Below are 20702 nucleotides of genomic sequence, written 5' to 3' on the forward strand. Positions count from 1 at the left end.
AGAAAGGAGTCGAACGTGCATCCGGTGTTGTTTAAGCTTGGCCCACTGCAGATTCACGCTTACGGTCTCATGCTAGCCACCTCCTTTGTCTTGGGCATCTTGCTGGCAGCCCGCCGTGCCAAGAAGGTCGGCATCGATCCCAATCGCATCATGGACCTCGGCGTTGTGGTGGCGGTGAGCGCCATCGTAGGAGCCCGACTATTCTACGTCGTGCGCCACCTGGACGAATTCCGCGGCCACTGGGCGGACACGTTTAATCCCTTCCAGAGCACGGGCCAGGTGGGTATCGGCGGACTCACTTTGCTGGGCGGTGTCATTTTGGCTCTCGTCACCAGCTACATCTACCTGCGCGCCAAAGGGCTGCCATTCCTGCGGGTCGCGGACATGGTTGCGCCTTCTCTGGGACTGGGGATTTTTTTGACCCGCATCGGATGTTTTCTCAACGGCTGCTGCTACGGCGTGCCCACAAAATTGCCATGGGGCGTCTCCTTTCCAGAAGGGTGCGCCGCTCACTGGCAATACGGCAGCGTGCCCATTCACCCCACACAATTGTATTCCTCCCTGGGCGGTCTAATAATCTTCCTCGCTCTCTTGGCACTCGACCGGCGCCGAGCATTTGACGGCTACCTCTTTTACTTCTTCCTGATCTTCTATGGTCTGGGGCGCTTTCTCGTGGACTTTGTTAGGTACTATGAACCGAGCATGGTACTCATGCGCCTCGGCTCGGTAGCGATATCCTACAACCAGGCCATAAGCCTGTTGATGTTGTTGGCAGGAGCGCTGGGTTTGTTTCTTGGGGCGAGAAAGAGCCGCGTGCCGCAAACCTCATAAGCGAGCATACTCCGCCACCAGCCGGCTGGCGCAGCGAACCAGGCAGGCTCTTACGGTCTTGCATGGGCTCTTGTTCGGCCCCCGTCGGGTCGGGCCAACAATTTTCGACATTGAGCCGGCCACATGCGACCCGCTACAAAAAGGCTGTGCAGAACTTGGTTCGCCGTTGTTTTGCCTAGTCGGTGACCAAGTATCAGCCATTTCCACCTAGGCGGGAGGCATTCGAGTAGTGAAGTCGTGATTTGAAAACGAGTGCCTTTTCTCAAGTACCCCTCCTCGGTGCCACCACGCGTAACCCCTCGCTCTGGTGACATCCGTGTACGAATGACTCTCGCTGGGCTCTGATCATGTCCGAACAGGGGCGTTGGGTGCGGAAGGCTCATTCCACCCAGTACCTTCCTGGTTTGCCGCCCTTCAGCCTCCCGCGTGCCATCAGCGGATCCGCTCCCGGTGGGGCAATTACAAATCGGGAATCGCGCTCTCCTTTCACCGCTCACTTCTGTAACTGGGCAACCCTGATGAATCAAGAACCAAGTTGGTTAATCTTTTGTTTTAGCTATGATTAATCTCCTACCAACTGGCTGGCACGGCCCTTGTCATTTGTTCCTCCGGCAAACTGTCCATGGAAGGAAAGGCGGAGGGACGAGACATGGGATCATCAGCTAAGGGAAGGGGGACAAGGTTCATCTTCGCATTGGTGGTGATGCTGAGTGGTCGCCTGTGGGCGGAGTCGATCACCGTGAGCTGGAACCGCAACACCGAGCCAGATCTTGCTGGGTATAAGGTGTACTACGGCACGTCCTCTGGCCACCACTCCGAGGTAATAGACGTAGGGCTAGTGACACGGTGGGTAGTCGACGGTCTGCAGCCCACCACGAAGTACTACTTCGTCGTCACGGCCTACGATAGCTCGGGCAACGAGAGCGAACCTTCGGAAGAGGTCTCTGCGGTTACCCTGGACCGGACGCCCCCGGCTCTCGTGGCAGTCACTGTCCGCAGCGCTACTGAGGCACTTGTGACTTTCTCAGAGCCGGTTGAACCTAACTCGGCTCAAAACCCTGCCAACTATCGCATCGACGGGGGCGTGATGGTCACTCAAGCCCTCCTCACCACCGACCCACGCATTGTGTTACTGCGCACCAGCGCCCACACGAACGGCCGCGCCTACACTCTGGCTGTCTCCAATGTCGCAGACTTGGCAACCCCACCGAACGTCATCCCCAGCAACAGCACCATTCAGTACCGGTGTGAATATCAGGACGTTACGCCCCCCCAATTGGTGAGCGCCACGCTGGTCGACCCCACCACGCTCAGGGTGCAATTTAGCGAGCCGGTCGACCGCGCTATTGCCGAAAATGTCTCGAACTATGCCATAAACAATGGCATTCAGATCTCCGTTGCCACTCTGAACGCCATGGGCGATATTGTCACTCTTTCCACTTCGCCACATCGTGCTGGTGTGGTGTACGTCCTGACGGTCAACAACATCATTGACCGTGCACCGACACCAAATTTCATTGCTCCCAACTCCACAGTGTTTTACACCTACGACCCAGGGGACACACAGGGGCCGCGCATCGTCACCGTGACGCTGCCCGAGGCGACGCAAGTGGTAGTCCAGTTCGACGAGCCGCTGGAGCCGGCCTCAGCGCAACTTGCCGGCAACTATGCCATTACCGGCGGAATTGTCGTATTCAACGCTTCGCTCGACAGCACGGGATGCGTGGTCAGGCTGACCACCTCCTCGCATGTTCCCGGCGTGCCGTACGTGTTGACAGTGAACAACGTGAGAGATCGCGCTCCTCAAGCCAATCTCATCAGTCCAAACACCGCCTTCGGCTATCTCTACGATCCAGGCGACATTGACCCGCCAACGCTGATAGCTGCGTCGCTTCTGGATCCGACCCACCTCCTGATAACCTTCAGCGAACCGGTGCAGCAGGTCAGTGCAGAAATGCCCTTCAACTACACCATCAACAACGGCATCGGGGTGCGCTCGGCAACCCTCCTGCCTGACGGCCGCACGGTGCGTCTGGAGACTTCTCCGCACGGGACCTCTGCAACCTACATTGTGACGGTAAACAACGTGGCGGACCGCGCCTCCCGACCCAATTTTATCGCGGCCAACAGCTCGATTACCTATGTCTATGCCCCCCAAGACCTCACAGGGCCCACCATTCGCATGGTGACCGTGCACAGCACCACGGAGATAGAGGTCTCCTTTAGTGAGCAAGTCGACAGCGTCAGCGCCGAAGACCCAGCGAACTACTCCATCAGCAACGGGATCACGGTGCTGGCGGCACGGCGGACGTCTTCCGGTTACGGCGTACGCCTGACCACGACCGAGCATGCCACCAATCAAATCTACATCCTTCTGGTAAGCAACGTCACCGACACCGCCGATCCACCGAATGCCATTTTGCCCAACAGTCCATACTCGTATCTGATCCGCGCTCTCGACGAGGTGCCTCCTACCATTGTTTCTGTTACTATCCAAAACCAGACGACGCTGGATATCCTCTTCAGCGAAGAGGTGGAGCGGGTTTCGGCTGAACAGGCCAGCAACTATGTAATCAGCAACGGCGTGCAAGTCAGAAGCGCGCACCTGGACAATTCAGGCCGCGTGGTGCGCTTGACCACCTCGGCCCACGAGTTCGGAATGGTGTACATTCTGCTTGTCAGCAATGTGGCCGATTGCGCAACGCCGGCAAATATGATTTTGCCGCACTCTGCGTACGCCTACGCGTTGTCGCCCGGCGATCAGACACCGCCCACAATTGCCAGCGTTCGCACGCTCAGTGCTACCACCTTGGAAGTGACATTCAGCAAGCCTGTGGACCCCACTTCTGCCCAGGACGCGTCCCATTACCGCATCAACAACGCGGTGCAAGTGCAGAGCGCAGTGCTGGACAGCAGTGGCCAAGTGGTGAGACTGGAGACAACTATGCACCAACCGGAACGGGTTCACGTGCTCCTGGTAAGCGACATCTATGACCGGGCGGTGCCGCCAAATGTGATTGCCCCGAATAGCTCTTTCACCTACGTGTACCACGCACCGGATGAAACCCCGCCCACGATCGTCCTGGTGAGGGCGACGGGCCTGACGGAGGTGGAGGTGCTGTTCAGCGAGCCTGTGGCCCGCCGCGAGGCGGAGAACCCAGTGCACTATGTGATAAACAATGGGCTACAGGTACTCGCCGCCGAACTGGACGCATCGGCGCAGGTGGTGCGTCTGAGCACGACCCCACACACACCCAATCGGCTCTACGTTCTTGTGGTCAACGGCATCGCTGATGTGGCGTTGCCACCTAACGTGCTGGCCCCCAATACATCCTATTCCTACACCTATGAACCACCCCCAGTGCTGGCGCCCACTGTTTCATCGGCGCGACTTGTGGACAGCCAGACTCTGGAGGTCACTTTCAACAAGCCCGTGGAGCAGGCGACAGCGGAGGACCCAGCTAATTATTCCATCAGCAACGGCATTACCGTGTTCAGCGCGAGCCTGGGAGGTCTCGGCAACGTTGTCCGGCTGTACACTTCGCCCCACGTGCCTAACACTTTGTACATCCTGCTCATCAATGGCATCAGGGACTGCGAGCTCATTCCCACCACCATTGCGCCCAACACCCCGTGTGTGTACACCTACCAGCCCGAGGACCAGGAGGCGCCGTATATTGTGGCTGTGCGCGTGGTGGAGGCCTCTCGGCTTGATGTCGAATTCAGCGAGGAAGTGGACCGCTCGTCCGCAGAGACTACGGGCAACTACACGATCAACAATGGGGTGCAAGTTTTGGGGGCAGTGCTGGCCACAGATGGGCGGGTAGTCCATCTCACTACCTCCCCGCACGTGCCTGACCGCATCTACGTACTGCTGGTCCGAGGGGTCGTCGATACCGCACCCTTTCCCAACGGTGTGGCGCCTAACACGGCTTATACCTACATCTATAGCCCCCCTGATCGCACTGGGCCAACGATCCGCTTGGTCACTGTGCGCAGCGCAACAGAAGTGGACGTCCTCTTCAGCGAACCTGTAGAGCGAAATGGAGCCGAGACTAGCAGCAACTATGCGATTAGCCATGGAGTGCAGGTAATAGCGTCACACCTGGACAGCTCCGGCACAAGAGTAACCCTTAGTACCACACCCCACACACCGCGGGTGGTGCACATTCTTATGGTCAGTAACATCACCGACCTGTCGCCCGCGCACAATGTGATTGTGGCCAACAGTCCATATTCCTATGTGTTTACACCTGCGGATCAGACCGAGCCTACCATCGTGATGGTGACGCCAATTGACCAATCTCACTTGGACGTCCACTTTAGTGAGGCGGTGGAGCGGTCTTCGGCCGAAGATGAGTCAAACTATCAGATCAGCGGCTTGGCGGTGCAAGAGGCCACATTGGACGCCAGTGCTGTCATCGTGCGGTTGACCATTACACCCTGCGTGCCCGGTCAAGTGTACGTGCTGCTCGTAAGCAATGTGAAGGACCGAGCAACCCCACCTAATACTATTCGGCAGAACAGCCCCTACGCATTCACCTTTAGGCCGGCTGATACCACTCCACCCACCATCGCCGCGGTGCGAGTCCTTGATGCCACGTCGGTGGAAGTGACGTATAGCAAGCCAGTGGACCGAGTATCCGCGACGCAAACTGCAAACTATGTCATCAGCAACGGAGTACGGGTTTTGACCGCCAGTCTTGACCATTCACACCTGCTGGTGCGCCTGACGACCAGTACCCACGAACCAGATCTCGTGCATTTGCTCATGGTGAGCAATGTAACCGACACCTGCCACCCGGCGAACGTCATTCTACCCAACAGCTCGTACGCGTACGTGTACCAGCAGGCTGACAGGACTGCCCCGACCGTCGTAATGGCGTCCCTGCGGGACGCGAGCCACCTGGCGGTGGTATTCAGCGAAGCGGTCGACGAGCTCACTGCGGTGCAGACGGAGAATTATCGCCTGAACAACGGCACCCGAGTGCTCTCCGCGATCCTTGAGAACACTACTACTGTGCTTCTCAGCACCACACCTCACGAACCCGGCAAAATCTATATCTTGATGGTCAGCGGAGTCGCGGATCGCGCTCCCGTACCCAATGTCATTGCCAGCAACACGCCCTACTCGTACGTGTTTACCCCTGCTGACCTGACCGCGCCGGTCATTACTGCGGTGAACGCAGTGGACGAAACACATGTGGAAGTGAGTTTCAGCAAACAGCTAGAGCTCTCCTCGGCTGAGACGGCTGACAACTATCGCATCAGCGGTGGCGTAGAGGTGCGATCGGCAAAATTAGATCCTGCTGGCACTATGGTGCTTCTCAGCACCTCCGCCCATACGCCCGGCAAGCTCTACATCTTGACTGTGAGCAACGTACGTGACAGGGCATCTATCCCTAATCAGATCGCGCCGAACAGTCCTTACCTCTATACCTACGATCCGCTGGAACGCACCACGCTGGCGGTGAGCAACGTCGAGGTAATGGAGGAGACGTTGCTGAGGGTCACCTTCACCACGCAGGTCGATCCCCTCACTGCCGCCGATCCCCGCAACTACGGCATAAACAACGGCATTGTGGTGGTGCGCGCTGAGCCCTCGCCGGATGGTCTGAGCGTTTTTCTGGTAACTACGCCTCATACCAATGGTGGGACCTACACCCTCACGGTTTCAAACATCAAGAACAGAGCAGCCGTGCCCCAAACCATTCGGCCGTTGAGCACTTTCACGTATTCCTACATCCCCGAGCTACGCGTAGTCATCCTAAGCACCAACGAGTGCGAAAAGTCCTTTATCGCCGTGGGCAAAGAATACTACGTGGACCGACACTACTTCATTACCTCCTTTCCTGAAGGGATGGAAGGCGCGCTCATGCTCAAGATGGCCAACGGGGACAAGGGGCGAGCAGAATCCGAGTTCTTGCGCTTTGAAGTGGACCGGGACGTAGTAGTCTCTGTGGCGTACGACAGTAGAGCTACTACCTTCCCCAGCTGGCTCACCAAGCGCTTTGCCCGCACCAACCAGTTCATCGGTGTAACTGACGGCGCAAAGAGGCTTGATCTCTGGGTACAGCGTTTCAAGAAGGGGGTTATCGCCCTCGGGGCCAATATGGCGGCCGGTGCAGTGGAGCCACGCAGCATGTACCTGGTAGTCGTGCAGACTGACGGCGCCTCCGGACGGGAAACAGGTGGGGATGGTCACAACACCGAAGGAGCCCAGCCCTACGGGACCGGTGGGGTGCCGCGCCAGTACTCCTTGCAACAGAACTTCCCCAATCCGTTCAACCCGGATACGGAAATCAGATACCAGCTACCGCGCGCAGCAAAAGTCAAGATGACTGTCTACAACATTCTTGGCCGGCGGGTAAAGACCCTGTTTGAGGGCGAGCGAGAGCCAGGCTACTATCGCGCTTACTGGAACGCTGTCGACGATGATGGCTTTCCAGTAGCCACCGGGTTGTACCTCTGCCGCATCGAATGTCGCACGGAGAAGGAACGCAACGGGGTCACGGTGGAGGTTGTCGATTATGCGAACACCATCAAACTGATGTACATGAAGTAGCACCGTCGTCCCTCACCCCGCCACAGATGGCCAGGAGAGCTCCCTACGCTTTCCTGGCCATCGACTTTACACTGGCGGGCATCCGGCGCGAGTCCGAGTCTACGAGGACAGACGCGGCGAATACGTCGGAGCGATCTCGAATATTTGCGCTGGCGTCAGGGCGGGCCTGGGCCATGGCCGGGACCTGATCGTTGGCCGCGCGAAGCTCTCAGATGCGGCAAAAAAATGCGTTGATTGGCTGCTGATATTTCTGTATATTACCCGCGCCTGGGATCAGTCTTCGCCGAATATGCTCCGCGCTTGTCTCTACTTCCATGCTGCCAGGCGCCTCCAGTTAAGACAAAGGTAGAAATGAGACCAGTGCTCGCATTCATTGTCCTTGGCGCTCTGCTGTCTTCAGGCGGCGCACAAGAGCGTACCCGCCCTTCGGGATTACCCGCAACTTTTCCCTACCAGGAGCTGAGGCATGCGCTGCAAACGGTCCCTGCAGAAAACTTGACGGCGCCGTCCACAGGAGACGGGGGACAAGAATACGCCATTTTCGGACACGAGTTTTTCCTCGGCGCACGCCAACTGGCTCTCAGCGCTGGAACGCTCCCTCGGGGATACACCTTAGGACCAGGGGACCGCTTGGGTGTGTTCCTCACGGGTAAGATCCAGAAGGAACTGGACGTCACGGTGAACGCGGAGGGGAAAATCTATGTGCCCCCTGCCGGCGTGGTGACCGTAGAGGGGTTGAGCCTGGATGGTTTGCAACAACTGCTGCAGCGCATCATGAGCCGGTTTTTCCAGAACTTTTCCCTGCAGGTGATGCTCATCGCCCCCAAGCAGGTGCAGGTGACGGTGGTGGGAGAGGTGCAGCAGCCTGGCCGCTATCAACTCACCGCCCTGAACACGGTGTTTGACGCTCTGTCGGCGGCTGGCGGCCCTACGCCCCGTGGCTCGTTGCGCGCGATCCAGGTCTACCGCGGCGACTCACTCTTTGCCACCGTTGACCTTTACGGACTGTTGACGAACCGTGATCCCGCGCAGGACATCTTGTTGCACGGTGGGGACCGGCTGTATGTGCCTGTCTTGAATAAAGTGGCAGTGGTCGTGGGCGAAGTGAAACGTCCTGGCGCCTATGAGCTGCGCCCTGACAGCAGCGAGTCCCTCAAAGAGCTCCTGGAACTAGCCGGTGGGCTCACTGACTATGCGCTCCGCGCTCGCATCGAAGTAAGTCGCCTCCTTCCCAGTGGCGAGCGCATCCTGCACTTCGTGAATCTGGACACCGTGGCGAATCCTGGCCCCTTGCGACTGCAAAACAACGACCGCGTGCGCGTGTTTTCCAAGCTCGACCTGCTCCATGAGCGCGTGGTGACCATCTCCGGCGCAGTCAACCGCCCTGGCCAATACCTGCTCGAAGAAAACATGCATCTGAGCGACCTGATTCTGAAAGCCGGCAATGTGACCCGGAGGGCGGACCTGCTGCAAGCCGAAGTTGCCAAAATCGATCCCAAGCAACCGCCTTCGTTTGTTAGAGTGAACCTGAGACGCCTTTTGCTGGAAGGCGACAGGACAGAGGATGTGCTCCTGGAGGAGGACGATCAGGTCTTTGTCCGCGAGATCCCCAAGTGGCAGGTGGGCCCCACCGTGGAGGTACGCGGCGAGGTCATGTACCCGGGCATCTATGCGATCGTCAAGGACAGTACTACCCTGAGCCAGGTCATGGCAAAGTGTGGCGGCTTCACCGATGAGGCACTGATTCGTGAGGCCCGTCTCATCCGCAAGAGCACTCCCCCTCTCTTGGACAAGGAATATGAGCGGCTCAAAAGCATGACGCGCGACCAGATGACCGACCTCGAATACGACTACCTGGTCATGAAAGAAAACTCACGTGAGATTGGACGCATCGTGGTGGACTTTTACAAGCTGGTGGTCAAACATGACCTGCGCGAGGATGTCGTCCTCGAGGATGGGGACGTCATCGAGGTGCCGAAGGCGCCGGTGGTGGTAGGTGTGACCGGCAGGGTGGCAAGACCGGGCGGCATCGTCCACGTACCAAGGGCCAAGGTGGGTTATTACATTGCCCAGGCGGGCGGCTTTGCCTGGGATGCCAACAAGCGCAAGACCAAGGTCATCAAAGTGACCGGCGAAGTGTTGGACGATGAGGACGTCAAGGAACTAGTCCCGGGCGACATTATCTACGTGCCCAGGCGGAGGCCACGCGACTATTGGGGACTGTTCCGCGACGTGATGCTGGTGGCCTCGCAAATCGCCACCGTCGCCCTCGTGATAGACAATGTGGTGAATCGGCGATGAGCAGCGAAGCTATTCACCGGGCGCCTTCTGCACAGGAGTTGAACCTGGTCGAGCTACTAAGCAGGCTGGTCGCCAGCCGCTGGCTGATTCTCCGCAATGTCCTCGTCGCGGCAATCGCCACCGGTGTCTTGAGCTTCCTCTTGCCCAGGCGTTACACTGCAGTGACCACCTTGCTGCCACCGGCTGAGGCGCAGCAGACTGCGTTGCAGGGAATGTTGGCGGAGCTGCCTGCGGTACCCTTGGGTTTTCCGAAAGCCGGTTCGCCGGCCGCACTCTTCGTGGAGATCCTCAAGAGTCGTTCTGTGCGGGAAATGGTACTGCAGCGCACCTTTTCCCGCAAGAAAGCTCAGGCGCCGCTCTTGCAACTGCTGCGGGCCAAGTCCTTAGAAAGCGGCCTGGATCGCTTGGCTCGTTGCACCACCGTGTATGCCTCTGACCAGGGGATTATATCCATCAAAGTGGAGATGCCAGAGGCGCAACTTGCTGCGGACGTGGCCAATGCCATGGTCGACGCTCTGGATCAAGTAAACCGAGAAAAGAGCGTCTCGCGAGCCAAGAACTCGCGCCTATACATCGAGCAACAGCTCGCCCAGACGGAGGTGAAACTGCGCGAAGCCAGTAAGGCCCTGGCTGAATTTCAGGAGACACACAAAGCCATCGCGCTGGAGGAACAGACAAAGGCCGCCATCGAGAGCGCAGGCGACCTGAAAGGGCGCATCATCGCCAAACAAGTGGAGCTGGGCACGTTGCGCCTCACCATGCGCCCGGACAATCCCCAGGTAATCCTGGCGCAACGCGAACTAGAGGAGATGCAAGCCCGCTACAACGCACTCCAATTCGGCGAAGACTCCTCCTCCGGCGGGAACAAGGAATTCTACATTCCCATCGCTGAGCTCCCTGAGGTGGCGCGCCAGCTGGCAGAGCTCATCCGCGAGGTGAAGGTACAAGAGACCGTATGGGAGCTCTTGAACCAGCAGTACTACCAAGCAAAGATCCAGGAAGCACGCGATACGCCAACTGTGCAACAACTGGATCGGGCAGTGCCGCCGGAACGCGCGAGCAAACCCAGACGGATGGTGCTCGTGGTCATCGCCGGGGTGCTCACCGGCGTGCTAAGCGCTCTGTGGGTGCTCGTGGTGCCGCTTGTTTCGCTCGCCCCAATGGATAGGGAGAGGCTGCAGGGCATGGGCAAGGAACTTGCCGGCGACTGGCAACGGCTCAGACGGAATGTTGGAGAAATCGCCAAGCTTCTGAAACGACCACGTGGACTGAGGCGTCGCCCCCGAAGGCGCGCCCGTAAGCAATAGGGCTGCAAGCGGTGAAAGTCATCTCAATCGTCGGCGCGCGCCCCCAGTTCATCAAGGCCGCGCTTCTTTGTAAGCTCCTGCGGGAAAGGCATCAGGAGGTGCTGGTCCACACCGGCCAGCACTATGACGAGAACATGTCGGACGTCTTTTTCCGCGAAATGGACATCCCAGAGCCGGAATACAACCTTGAGGTAGGCTCCGGGCCTCACGGTCAACAGACTGCGGAGATGCTGGTGGGGATTGAACGCGTGCTGGTGGCCGAGAAGCCGGACCTCGTGCTCATCTACGGCGACACCAACTCCACTCTTGCAGGCGCATTAGCAGCAGTCAAGCTATGCATCCCTGTTGCCCACGTGGAAGCCGGCTTGCGTAGCTTCAATCGCACCATGCCCGAGGAGATTAATCGTGTGCTGGCGGACCGGGCCTCGGACCTGCTTTTCTGCCCGACGGTGACTGCGGTGGAAAATCTGCGGCGCGAAGGTATCACCAGGGGCGTGCATCTGGTGGGCGACGTGATGTACGACGCGGCTCTGTACTTCGGACAGTTGGCCGAAGAACGCTCCACTATTCTGAACCGCCTAGGGCTCCAAGGCCGCGCCTACCTTCTGGCAACTGTGCACCGCCCGCACAGTACCGACGACGCGGCCCATCTCAAGGGAATCCTCACTGCCTTTGGCTCCGCCTCCGAGCCCATCGTCTTCCCTGTGCACCCCCGGACAAGGCGTTTTGTCAAGGAGCATGGGCTCGAACCCTTGCTCACCGCGGCGCGGAACCTGCTGGCCATCGATCCGGTGAGCTACCTGGACATGCTGCAATTGGAAAAGCATGCGCGCGCCATCCTGACCGACTCCGGCGGGGTGCAAAAGGAAGCCTACTTCTTCGGCGTGCCGTGCATTACCATGCGCACGGAGACCGAATGGGTGGAGACCGTGGCCGACGGCTGGAATTGCCTGGTAGGCACCGACGCCAAGGCCATTGCCGAGGCCATCCGCTCGTTCGCGCCCAAGGGGCCGCGGAACAATCATTACGGCGACGGCACGGCCTGCGAGAAGATTGTGGCCATAGTGGAACAGTTTCATGCCCAGCGCAAGAGTGAGTAAGACCACCAGGCCCAAAGGAGTGTCCTGTTCCTATCTTGCCGCACTGGGAGGCGCAGTCCTCATCCTCGGGATCACCTTGACGCGCAACGTCCAGGCGCAAACAGTGTACGTGCCAGTTCGACACTGGGTCTACGACTTCTTGGAGCGAATGGAGACAAAGGGCCTTCTCCCTCATCTCTTGGGCAACACTAAACCCCTCACCAGGATGGAGGTGGCCTTGTCCGTGGCTGCGCTCAGCGAGGGTCTGCGCCAGGGCACACGGCTCACTGCCGCTGAAACCGAAGCCGTGCGCTTTTTGGAGCAAGAGTTTCGTGAGGAGCTGACTAGGCTAGGCACTTCGCCGAATTCCGACCCCACGCGCCTGGAGCGACTGGTGCATAGCCGCTTGCTGGATCGTTTCCTCCCCGATCTGATCTACGCCAATGGGCGGAACTTTTTGCATATTTCCAGTGCGCCGTTCACGATCTACTGGGACCCTATCCTGGTTCGTCGCCGGCTGATAGCTCACGCTGATACGCTAAGAAAAACCGAGCGCGTCTTCGAGAATACGAACGGCTTCGTGCTCTGGGGCTTCGTGGACAGGCACTTGGGCTTTTTCGTAGATGTGCGCGATTCCCGGCAGTGGGGCACCAGGACCTATCCGGTAGCCGGCACCAACTATACGTTGGAGGGCCTTGGCTTCGTGCGCAGCGCCGGCTCCTCCATTGACCACGACGAGACCTGCGCCTCCCTCGTGTTTCGCTGGTCGTTTCTCACTCTCCAGTATGGGAAGGACAGTAACCGCTGGGGGCCAGGGCGCCGGGGACAACTGGGTCTCTCGGATCGACCAACGTCCTACGACCTCGTGAAGGTGCAACTCGCTGGCAAGCGCATCAAATTGACCACCATGCTGGCGTGGCTGCAGCACTATGTGCCTGATTTTTTCCGTGGTGGTCACCAAGAAAAGGCGCTGGCAGCGCATCGCCTGGAGTTCTCCCTGAGTAAAGTCTTCGACATCGCCGTATATGAGACAGTTCTTTTTGCCGGCCGCCGCTTTGAACCGACCTACTTCAATCCGGTAATGTTCTTTCGCTCCGCGGAACACTACCTCGGCGACCGCGATAACGCCACCATGGGCCTGGATGTGGAATGCAAGCCGATGGCAGGACTCCGCCTGTACGGCGAGCTCTTTATCGACGACCTGAGCACGAGCAAGCTCGGCACAGGTTTCTACGGCAACAAGACGGCGTTTCTGCTCGGCGCGCATACGGTCGATCCGTGCGGCCTCGCCGATGTTGAGGCGCGTGTGGAATACGCACGCGTCCGGCCTTATACCTACTCGCACGCGTACGACGTTACTCGGTACACGCACTATGCGACTACCCTCGGGCACTGGATCGGCCCCAATGCGGACGATCTCTACGCCGAACTCGCTTATCGCCCCTCGTTCTGGTGGGAACTGCGGCTATGGGGCGAGGCGCGGCGGCATGGGGCGAATCCCGAGGGCCAGAATGTTGGCGGTGATGCATCTCTGCCTCATGCGTACCCGCGCGACCCTGAGTACGTCCGGTTCTTGGCGGGAGTGCGCGAGCGGACCTCCACTGTGGGCGTTGCCACCAGCTACCAAGTGGTCCGCAACGCCTTCGTGGCGCTCGCTTACACCTACAGCTGGGCGCGGACAGGGTGCATAGGTGGGGGTCTCATCAAACGCGGCGACATCGATATTGTTTTGAGTTTGAATCTGTGAACGACGGGCAGGGCAGCGTGCAAGAGGCCGAATTGTTCGCCAGGCGCCCGCTTTATGGTGACATTCTCCTATCCGTTGGGGGACGCACGGTTGCCGCCGCCCTGACCTTTGTCAAGACGGTGGTGCTGGTACGACTACTCGCACCGCCGGTGTACGGGCAGGTGGCAGTACTTCTTGCGTGGGGGTACATCGCTTCCGGCGCCACCGAATTGGGGTGTGGTGCCGCCTTCATCGTGCTGGAAAGCGGAGCGCCGCTTGACCAGCAGCACCGCCGGTTCTGGAGGTTTGTCCGAACCAGGCTATTGGTGAGCGCGACTCTCATGGGCGCCTGGGTCTGCACCACTCTGCTGGGCGTGCCTCCACGGTCCGCCCTCACCGGCGCGGCGCTGCTCTTTGGCTTAGGACAAAACGTCTGTCACACGCCGGAGTTTCTCTACCAGGTGCAGCGGCGATTCGCGCCTTACGCGCGGTTCGTGGTATGGGTGGCGCTCGTGCAGCTGGCATGGAGCACAGGTGCCCTGGCGGCCTATCGCGTTTGGCACCTCAGCGATGAGACGCTGTGGTGGCTTCTTGCGCTGGCGCCCTGGAGTGCCAACCTCGTGGGGCTGGTTCCGCTCGCGCTCCAGGACCGCAGGCTTCTGGCGCCGCAAATAGGAGAAGATTGGGCTTATCTGAAGACCATGGTGGCATTTGGCAAGTGGGTGGCTTTGTGCGGCTTGCTTGCTTACGTGTACCAACGATGGGCGGTGATTGCCTTAGGAAAAACGGGTAACCCCGAGGCAGCGGGGGCCTACGACGTCGCGTTGACATGCGGGCAGGTAGTCAATATGTTGACTCTGGCGGCCGTCAGCGCCCTTTCTCCGCGCTTTGCCGCCACCCATGAGCGGGCCGCCGTCCGCCGGGGGTTAGTGCGCCTGTTTACCCGCGGCGGACCTGTGGTTGCTTTGGTGCTCGTTGTCTACTACCTCGTGCGTCGCACCGTCATTGGGACCGTGTTTGGGCCGCACTACCTGGCCAGCATTGTACCGTTAGATGCCTTGATGCCGAGTTTTGTGCTGACGCTCTTGACCTTACCGATGGTCGCCTACACCACTTACGGCCTGCGCGCTCCCCAGGTGGTGTTCTGGGTCGCTCTTGGCCGAACTGCCCTGCTCGTGCTCGGTGCATATCCGGCGACGCAGCACTACGGCGTGCTGGGGCTGGCCGTGCTGCAATCTGCCCTCGGGATTGGCGAGCATCTCTTGGTCACACTCTATGCGCTTTACGCGCCGAGGAGGAGCCGTTGAGGGTGACGTTCGTCCTCCCTTTCACCAGTTTGAGTGGCGGGGTAAAAGTGGTCTTTGAGCACGCCAACTGGCTGGTGGACCATGGCCACAAGGTGACGATCGTGTATCCCTTGGTCCCCTACCGCTTCGGCGACGGCTTGGCCAATACGCGCAGGACGTGGCAGCAGCTCCGCGGCCTGGCAGCCAATGTGCTCCACCACAATACGGTGCCTTGGTTCCCCGTTCGTGCAACTCTACGGCCAGTACCTGCAGTCCGCGATCCTTTTGTCCCCGACGGCGACGCCGTGATCGCCACTGCCTGGCCGACCGCGTACTCTGTGGCTGCCCTTCCCCCACGCAAAGGCGAAAAGTTTTACTTCATCCAGCACTATGAGACCTGGCATGGCTCACGGCAAGCGATCGACGACTCGTACCGTCTCCCCCTGAAGCACATCGTGGTGTCCACGTGGCTGGAGCGTCTGATGCGAGAACGGTTTGGCGCCACTGTGGTGGGGAAGGTGCTGAACGGCGTCGATCACAGAGTGTTCTACAATCCGCACAAGCGCTTCCATAAGCCACGGCGGGTCCTTTTGCCCTATAGCCGTCTCCCGTGGAAAGGCACTACCGATGGTTTGGCCGCAATGGAGCTGGTTCGGCGCACTCACCCCAATGTGCAGCTGGTCATGTACGGGCTGGAGCGCGGTCAGGATGTCCCTCCAGACATTGAGTTCCACCTGCGTCCCATCGGCGAGCGCCTGCGCCGGCTCTACTGCTCGTGCGACATTCTCTTGTCTCCAAGCCACTCTGAAGGCTTCGGCCTGCCGCCGCTTGAGGCCATGGCATGCAAGTGCGCAGTGGTGGCCACCAGGGTTGGCGCAATTCTGGAGTATGCCATCGAAGGCGAAACAGTGCTCACCGCACCTCCCGGTGATGTGGAGGGCTTGGCTGCTCAGGTCCGAAGGCTATTGGATGACCCACAGCTCCTGGAGAGCTTGTCACTTGCGGCCGGCAGCTATGTCGCTCAGTTTTCGTCCGAACAGGCTTCCGCGCGGTTTGCCCATGTTCTGATGGCCAATGTGCCAGCTGGAGGGAGCCAGCCTTTATGATCGTTCGCATTGCGGGCACATATGTCCACGTGTTGGAACTCCCTCTCCTGGTCTTCCTCCTCCTGGCCGTCACGGTGCGTTTGGCGAGAAATGGATTTCGTCTTAAGGCCACCGATGTAAGATTGCCCATGCTCCTGCTGCTCTCACTCGTGCTTTACACCTGCGCCATTGCCCTTTCCGCATGGAACGCGGTGGACCTTGGGCGTGTGGCCAAATCTGCGCTCAAATGGGCAGAAGTCGTGGTACTTGTGGCGCTGGTTTTCGCCTGGGTGGAGAGGAAAAAAGAGTTTGCCCTCGTCTACTGGACGCTTGCTCTGTCAGGAACCTTGGCGGTTTTCCACGTATTGGTGCTGGTCGCGGTGGGCCGGTTGCCTTTGCTCGGCTACCGCCTCTTCCCCGGCATCGAGGCCCTTTTGGCCCTTGCCCTCCTGCTGCCGTTTTTGCGCAAGAGCAACCTGCTAATCGTGGTATTGGCAGCCGTCTGTGTCCTTTCCACCGTGCTCTCCATGTCCCGCACGGCGTGGATAGCTCTGCCGCTTCTGCTTTTCTTTGATTACAAGCGAAGTCTGCTTAGCGGCGCGCTCGTGCGCTCCGCCCTTGGCGGCATTGCGGTGGTCCTCATCGCCGTTTACCTCCTCGATCCCAATTTGCTTCTATATCGATGGACGGAGCTCTTTTCTGTTACTCACGTATCCAACCTTGAACGCTGGACACTTCTCAAGACCGCGCTCACTTTGTTTCTGCGTCATCCCCTCACAGGTGTGGGTTCCTTGAACTTCCCTCGCGTGCTTCAGCAACAAGGCCCCATCTTGGCGATTGTCGCGCCGGACCCAGACCTGTTGGAGCCACACAATGCCTTCCTGCAGGTTCTTGCCGAAGAGGGTTTCATCGGCTTCAGTTTCTTCCTGCTGTCCTTGGGGGCGTGTTGGCTCCTGTTGCGCGCTGCCTCACGTGGTTCAGGCTTATCTGCGCCCTATCGTGTCGGGCTGGAGGGATTTTTCCTGGTCATGGCAATCTATCTCATGTTTGGCTTCATCTCAGCCCAATTTCGCTTCTTCCTGGCGCTTGGCTTTGGACTCGCCGCCGCAACGACAAAGGTGCTGCCAGGTGATTCTTCGACCCTTTCCCCAACGAAAAGGCATGAGGGTGAGTGAGCACACAATAACCTCGGCCATCATTGTGAGTTGGAACACGCGCGACCTTACACTGGACTGTATTGGGTCTTTTTTGGCGAGGAATCGGCAGACCCAGGCTGAGGTCATTGTCGTGGACAATGCCTCTACCGACGGCACACCAGAAGCGGTGCGCCGCCGTTTCCCTTCTGTGCGCATTCTGGCTAACAGGGAAAACATGGGGTTTGCACGCGCGGTGAACTTGGGCCTCGCCGCAGCACATGGGGACCCGCTCCTCATCATGAATGCCGACACCCTTCTTCTCAGCGACGAGCCGATAGCCCGCATAAGCTCGTTTCTTTCGGCCCGGCCGCGCGCAGGCATCGTCGGGGCCACGCTGCTTTTCCCCGATGGTAGGGTACAGTCCTGTGGTAGGCGCTTCCAGAGTCTGCAAACCCTCATCAAGATGCACTTGCTGTTCGCCGACGCGCCGCTCTTTGCCACCGACCACCCACGCTTAGCACTCCAGCCCAGACGGGTGGACTATGTGGATGGGGCCTTTATGGCAATCAGGCGGAAGGTAGTCGACGAAATCGGGCCGATGGACGAACGGCATTTTCTCTATGCCGAGGACATGGAGTGGTGTTGGCGCGCCCACAAGGCGGGTTGGGAGGTCGTCGTGCTCCCTGATATCAAGGTGCGGCACTTGCAGGGGAGCGGTGCCAGACACGACTTGGTGCGGGCATTGTGTCACAATGCGGTGAACGTGAGCCATATGGTCGGGATTATGCAGGGATGGCGCCACGCGCGATGGGCGTGGCGCGTGATCCTTATGGGCATGCTCCTCCGCGTCCCCCTGGCCGTGCTCCGCCGCTCCGGTCAGAGCGCCGACTACTGGCGCGCTCTCCGCCGCTGCCTGTCGCTCTCGCCCAACCTGCGAACCGTGCTCAAAGAGCAGTGGCCCGATGCATTGCTGGCTTCGGAAAAAAGATGGCAGGCCATGCATTCGGAGGCTTCATGAAGCGGGTGGGGATTAATGCCGTCTTTCTGAACCAGTGGAGCGGCGGCCTGGGCGTATACCTGCGCCACCTCATCGACTATCTCCTTGCCGAGCCCGTGGATTTTCGGCCGGTCGTCTTTGTCGCCTCCGATTTCCAGCCGCCTGCGACATGGCAGGAGTCCGGTGCGCTGGTCACTCTTCCAGTTGAGTCCTTCCGTCCGGTGGCGCGCATTGCGCTGGAAGCACTCCGCTGGCCGGGGGTACTGGCGCACCACAAAATCGACCTCTTGCACTCGGCCATCTCCTACATTCCGTTCGGAGTGAACGTGCCCACCGCGGTGACCATCCACGACTTGCGCTGGTTCCACCTGCCGCGCGTCTGTGGCCGCCTCAGGCAGGCCTATCTGCGCGCCATGATTCGCCGCAGTGCCCAGCGCGCCTGCCACATCTTCACCGTCTCCCAGTTTAGCCGCATGGACATCGTGAACACCTTGGGCGTGCCGGAACAGCGGGTGTCTGCTATCTACGAAGGGTTCGACGCAGAGCCATTCTCTCGGCCGGGGTCTCCTGCACAGTGGACCAGTGTGCGCGAGCGCTACAGACTAGCTGAACCCTACATCCTTTCGGTGGGCCACTTGGAACCACATAAGAACCTTGTGCGATTGCTCCAGGCGTTTCGGCTCTTGGTGGATCAGGGCAGGGAATCCTTCACGCTGGTGCTTGTGGGCAAGAAAAGCTGGGGTGCTGCTGAGGTGCACGAGGCAGTGGAACAGTTGCGGTTGAGCGGTCGCGTCGTAGTCACTGGCTTTGTGCAGCCTGATGAGCTGCCGCTCATTTATCGCCACGCCCGGCTTTTCATCGCGCCGTCTCTTTTTGAGGGGTTTGGCTTCACGCCGCTGGAGAGCATGGCGGCAGGGGTGCCAGTGGCCGCGGCGCGCTGCACCTCTCTGCCAGAGGTGGTCGGCGATGCAGCCCTGCTTTTTGACCCCTACGACGCGCACGAAATGATGCAGGCCATGCTGCGCCTGCTGGACGACGAAGACTTGCGGCGCACCCTAGTGGCACGCGGCTATCAGAACTTGCGACGCTTCGATTGGCGCACCAGTTGTGCGCGCACAGCCGAGGTCTTGGCGCGCATCGTCCACGGCCTAGCAGCAGGGGGCAAGTAATCGATGGGCAGGAGGATTCGCATCTGTCACCTGCAGCTGCTCCCGCTGATGACAGGCGTGCAGCGGGCCATGCTGGAACTCCTCAAGCGTCTGGACACCAGTCGCTTTGACTGCTGGGTGGTCTGCAAACAGCACGGACCGCTTACGGCCGAACTGGCGGAGATAGGCGTGAAGGTTCTTGTGGTCCCCGCTTTGGTGCGGCAAATTGTCCCTTGGCAGGACCTGCGGGCTCTTGTTACACTAGTGCGGCTATTCAAACACCATCGTTTCCAGATCGCTCACACGCACTCTTCGAAAACCGGTGCTCTGGGGAGGCTGGCCGCACGCCTGGCCGGATGCGACCTTGTGTTTCACACGGTCCATGGGCTTCCCTTCCACGAGTTCTCTCCCAAGCGCGAGCGTTTCTGGTATGGGTTGGTGGAAAGAATGGCCGGGCTATACACTGACCATGTCATCTTTGTCAATCACGAGGAGCGCAAGCTGGCCATCGAGCGACACCTCGTGCGGGCTGCGCGCGCGTCGACAGCCTACAATGGCGTCGACCTTGCCCAAGTCAAGCGCGCAAACACCCAGGAGGCCCGCATGTCGTTCCGTCGGACCTGGGGCATTTCTGAGGACGCATTCGTGGTGGCCTACGTGGGCCGCCTCTGGGAGCAAAAGGACCCGACCACCCTGGCGGCCATTGTGGACCAGTGCGCTGCTCTACCGGTGCATTTCCTCATTGTCGGCGAAGGCCCCTATCAACCCTATTTTGCGGCGCGATTTGCTGGTCAGCGGCACGTCACCATGACCGGCTGGATCGCGGACCCTATGACCATTTACCCGGCTATCGACGTGTTGGTTTTGCCCTCTCTCTGGGAGGGTCTATCCATGACGCTGATCGAGGCGATGGCCTTTGGCAAGCCCCTAGTGGCCAGCAACATCAAGGGCAATCGCGAGTGCGTGCGCCACGGCTACAACGGCTTCCTGTGCACACCGCGCCGGCCGCAGGAATTCGTCGCGGCAATAGGCACACTGCGGCGCGAGAAAGATCTTTACCATCAGATGGAGCACAACTGCTTGGCCATGAGCAAGGAATTCTTCGATATTGAGGTCAATGTGGCCTCCGTGATTCGGCTGTATGAGGAGGCGTGGCTCCGTTTGTGTGCCTCAGGCTCAGCCGAGCCTGGCCCCCTGAGCTAGCGGGTTTCCGCCAATAACAGAGTTCGGCGCCCAGGATC

At 59.5% G+C, this 20702-nt stretch carries 12 protein-coding genes; all 12 read left to right on the forward strand.

Going from position 1 to position 20702, the window contains the following annotated elements:
• Positions 1-15: 15 nt before the first annotated feature.
• The gene (gene lgt / locus ONB25_01645) at positions 16-831 is read left to right on the forward strand and encodes a prolipoprotein diacylglyceryl transferase (protein MDZ7391592.1); all 816 of its coding nucleotides are present in this window, start codon (positions 16-18) and stop codon (positions 829-831) included.
• Between the two features lie 649 nt (positions 832-1480).
• On the forward strand, positions 1481-7396 hold the full coding sequence (locus tag ONB25_01650) for a fibronectin type III domain-containing protein (GenBank protein ID MDZ7391593.1): 5916 nt from the start codon (positions 1481-1483) through the stop codon (positions 7394-7396).
• A 351-nt stretch (positions 7397-7747) separates the two neighbouring features.
• Positions 7748-9697: an SLBB domain-containing protein gene (locus ONB25_01655; GenBank protein MDZ7391594.1), complete on the forward strand. Its 1950-nt coding sequence runs from the start codon at positions 7748-7750 to the stop codon at positions 9695-9697.
• On the forward strand, positions 9694-11004 hold the full coding sequence (locus ONB25_01660; GenBank protein ID MDZ7391595.1) for a Wzz/FepE/Etk N-terminal domain-containing protein: 1311 nt from the start codon (positions 9694-9696) through the stop codon (positions 11002-11004). Before ONB25_01655 ends, ONB25_01660 begins: the two co-directional genes overlap by 4 nt.
• Positions 11005-11015: 11 nt before the next feature.
• Positions 11016-12104, forward strand: coding sequence for a UDP-N-acetylglucosamine 2-epimerase (non-hydrolyzing) (gene wecB, locus ONB25_01665; protein MDZ7391596.1), 1089 nt, complete (start codon positions 11016-11018; stop codon positions 12102-12104).
• Positions 12082-13830, forward strand: a complete 1749-nt coding sequence (locus ONB25_01670; GenBank protein MDZ7391597.1) for a capsule assembly Wzi family protein — start codon at positions 12082-12084, stop codon at positions 13828-13830. Before wecB ends, ONB25_01670 begins: the two co-directional genes overlap by 23 nt.
• Positions 13827-15116: an oligosaccharide flippase family protein gene (locus ONB25_01675; protein MDZ7391598.1), complete on the forward strand. Its 1290-nt coding sequence runs from the start codon at positions 13827-13829 to the stop codon at positions 15114-15116. The genes ONB25_01670 and ONB25_01675 overlap by 4 nt, the downstream gene beginning before the upstream one ends.
• A gap of 2 nt (positions 15117-15118) precedes the next feature.
• Positions 15119-16201, forward strand: a complete 1083-nt coding sequence (locus ONB25_01680) for a glycosyltransferase family 4 protein (GenBank protein ID MDZ7391599.1) — start codon at positions 15119-15121, stop codon at positions 16199-16201.
• On the forward strand, positions 16198-17355 hold the full coding sequence (locus ONB25_01685; GenBank protein ID MDZ7391600.1) for an O-antigen ligase family protein: 1158 nt from the start codon (positions 16198-16200) through the stop codon (positions 17353-17355). Before ONB25_01680 ends, ONB25_01685 begins: the two co-directional genes overlap by 4 nt.
• A complete protein-coding gene (locus ONB25_01690) occupies positions 17348-18334 on the forward strand; it encodes a glycosyltransferase family 2 protein (GenBank protein MDZ7391601.1) in 987 nt (328 codons plus the stop codon). The genes ONB25_01685 and ONB25_01690 overlap by 8 nt, the downstream gene beginning before the upstream one ends.
• Entirely contained in the window at positions 18331-19482 is a 1152-nt protein-coding gene (locus ONB25_01695) for a glycosyltransferase family 4 protein (protein ID MDZ7391602.1), read from the forward strand. Before ONB25_01690 ends, ONB25_01695 begins: the two co-directional genes overlap by 4 nt.
• 3 nt (positions 19483-19485) lie before the next feature.
• Positions 19486-20664, forward strand: coding sequence for a glycosyltransferase family 4 protein (locus ONB25_01700; protein ID MDZ7391603.1), 1179 nt, complete (start codon positions 19486-19488; stop codon positions 20662-20664).
• Positions 20665-20702: the final 38 nt, after the last annotated feature.

It is taken from the genome of candidate division KSB1 bacterium (assembly GCA_034506335.1).
Classification (GTDB): domain Bacteria; phylum Zhuqueibacterota; class Zhuqueibacteria; order JANLFK01; family Oleimicrobiaceae; genus Oleimicrobium.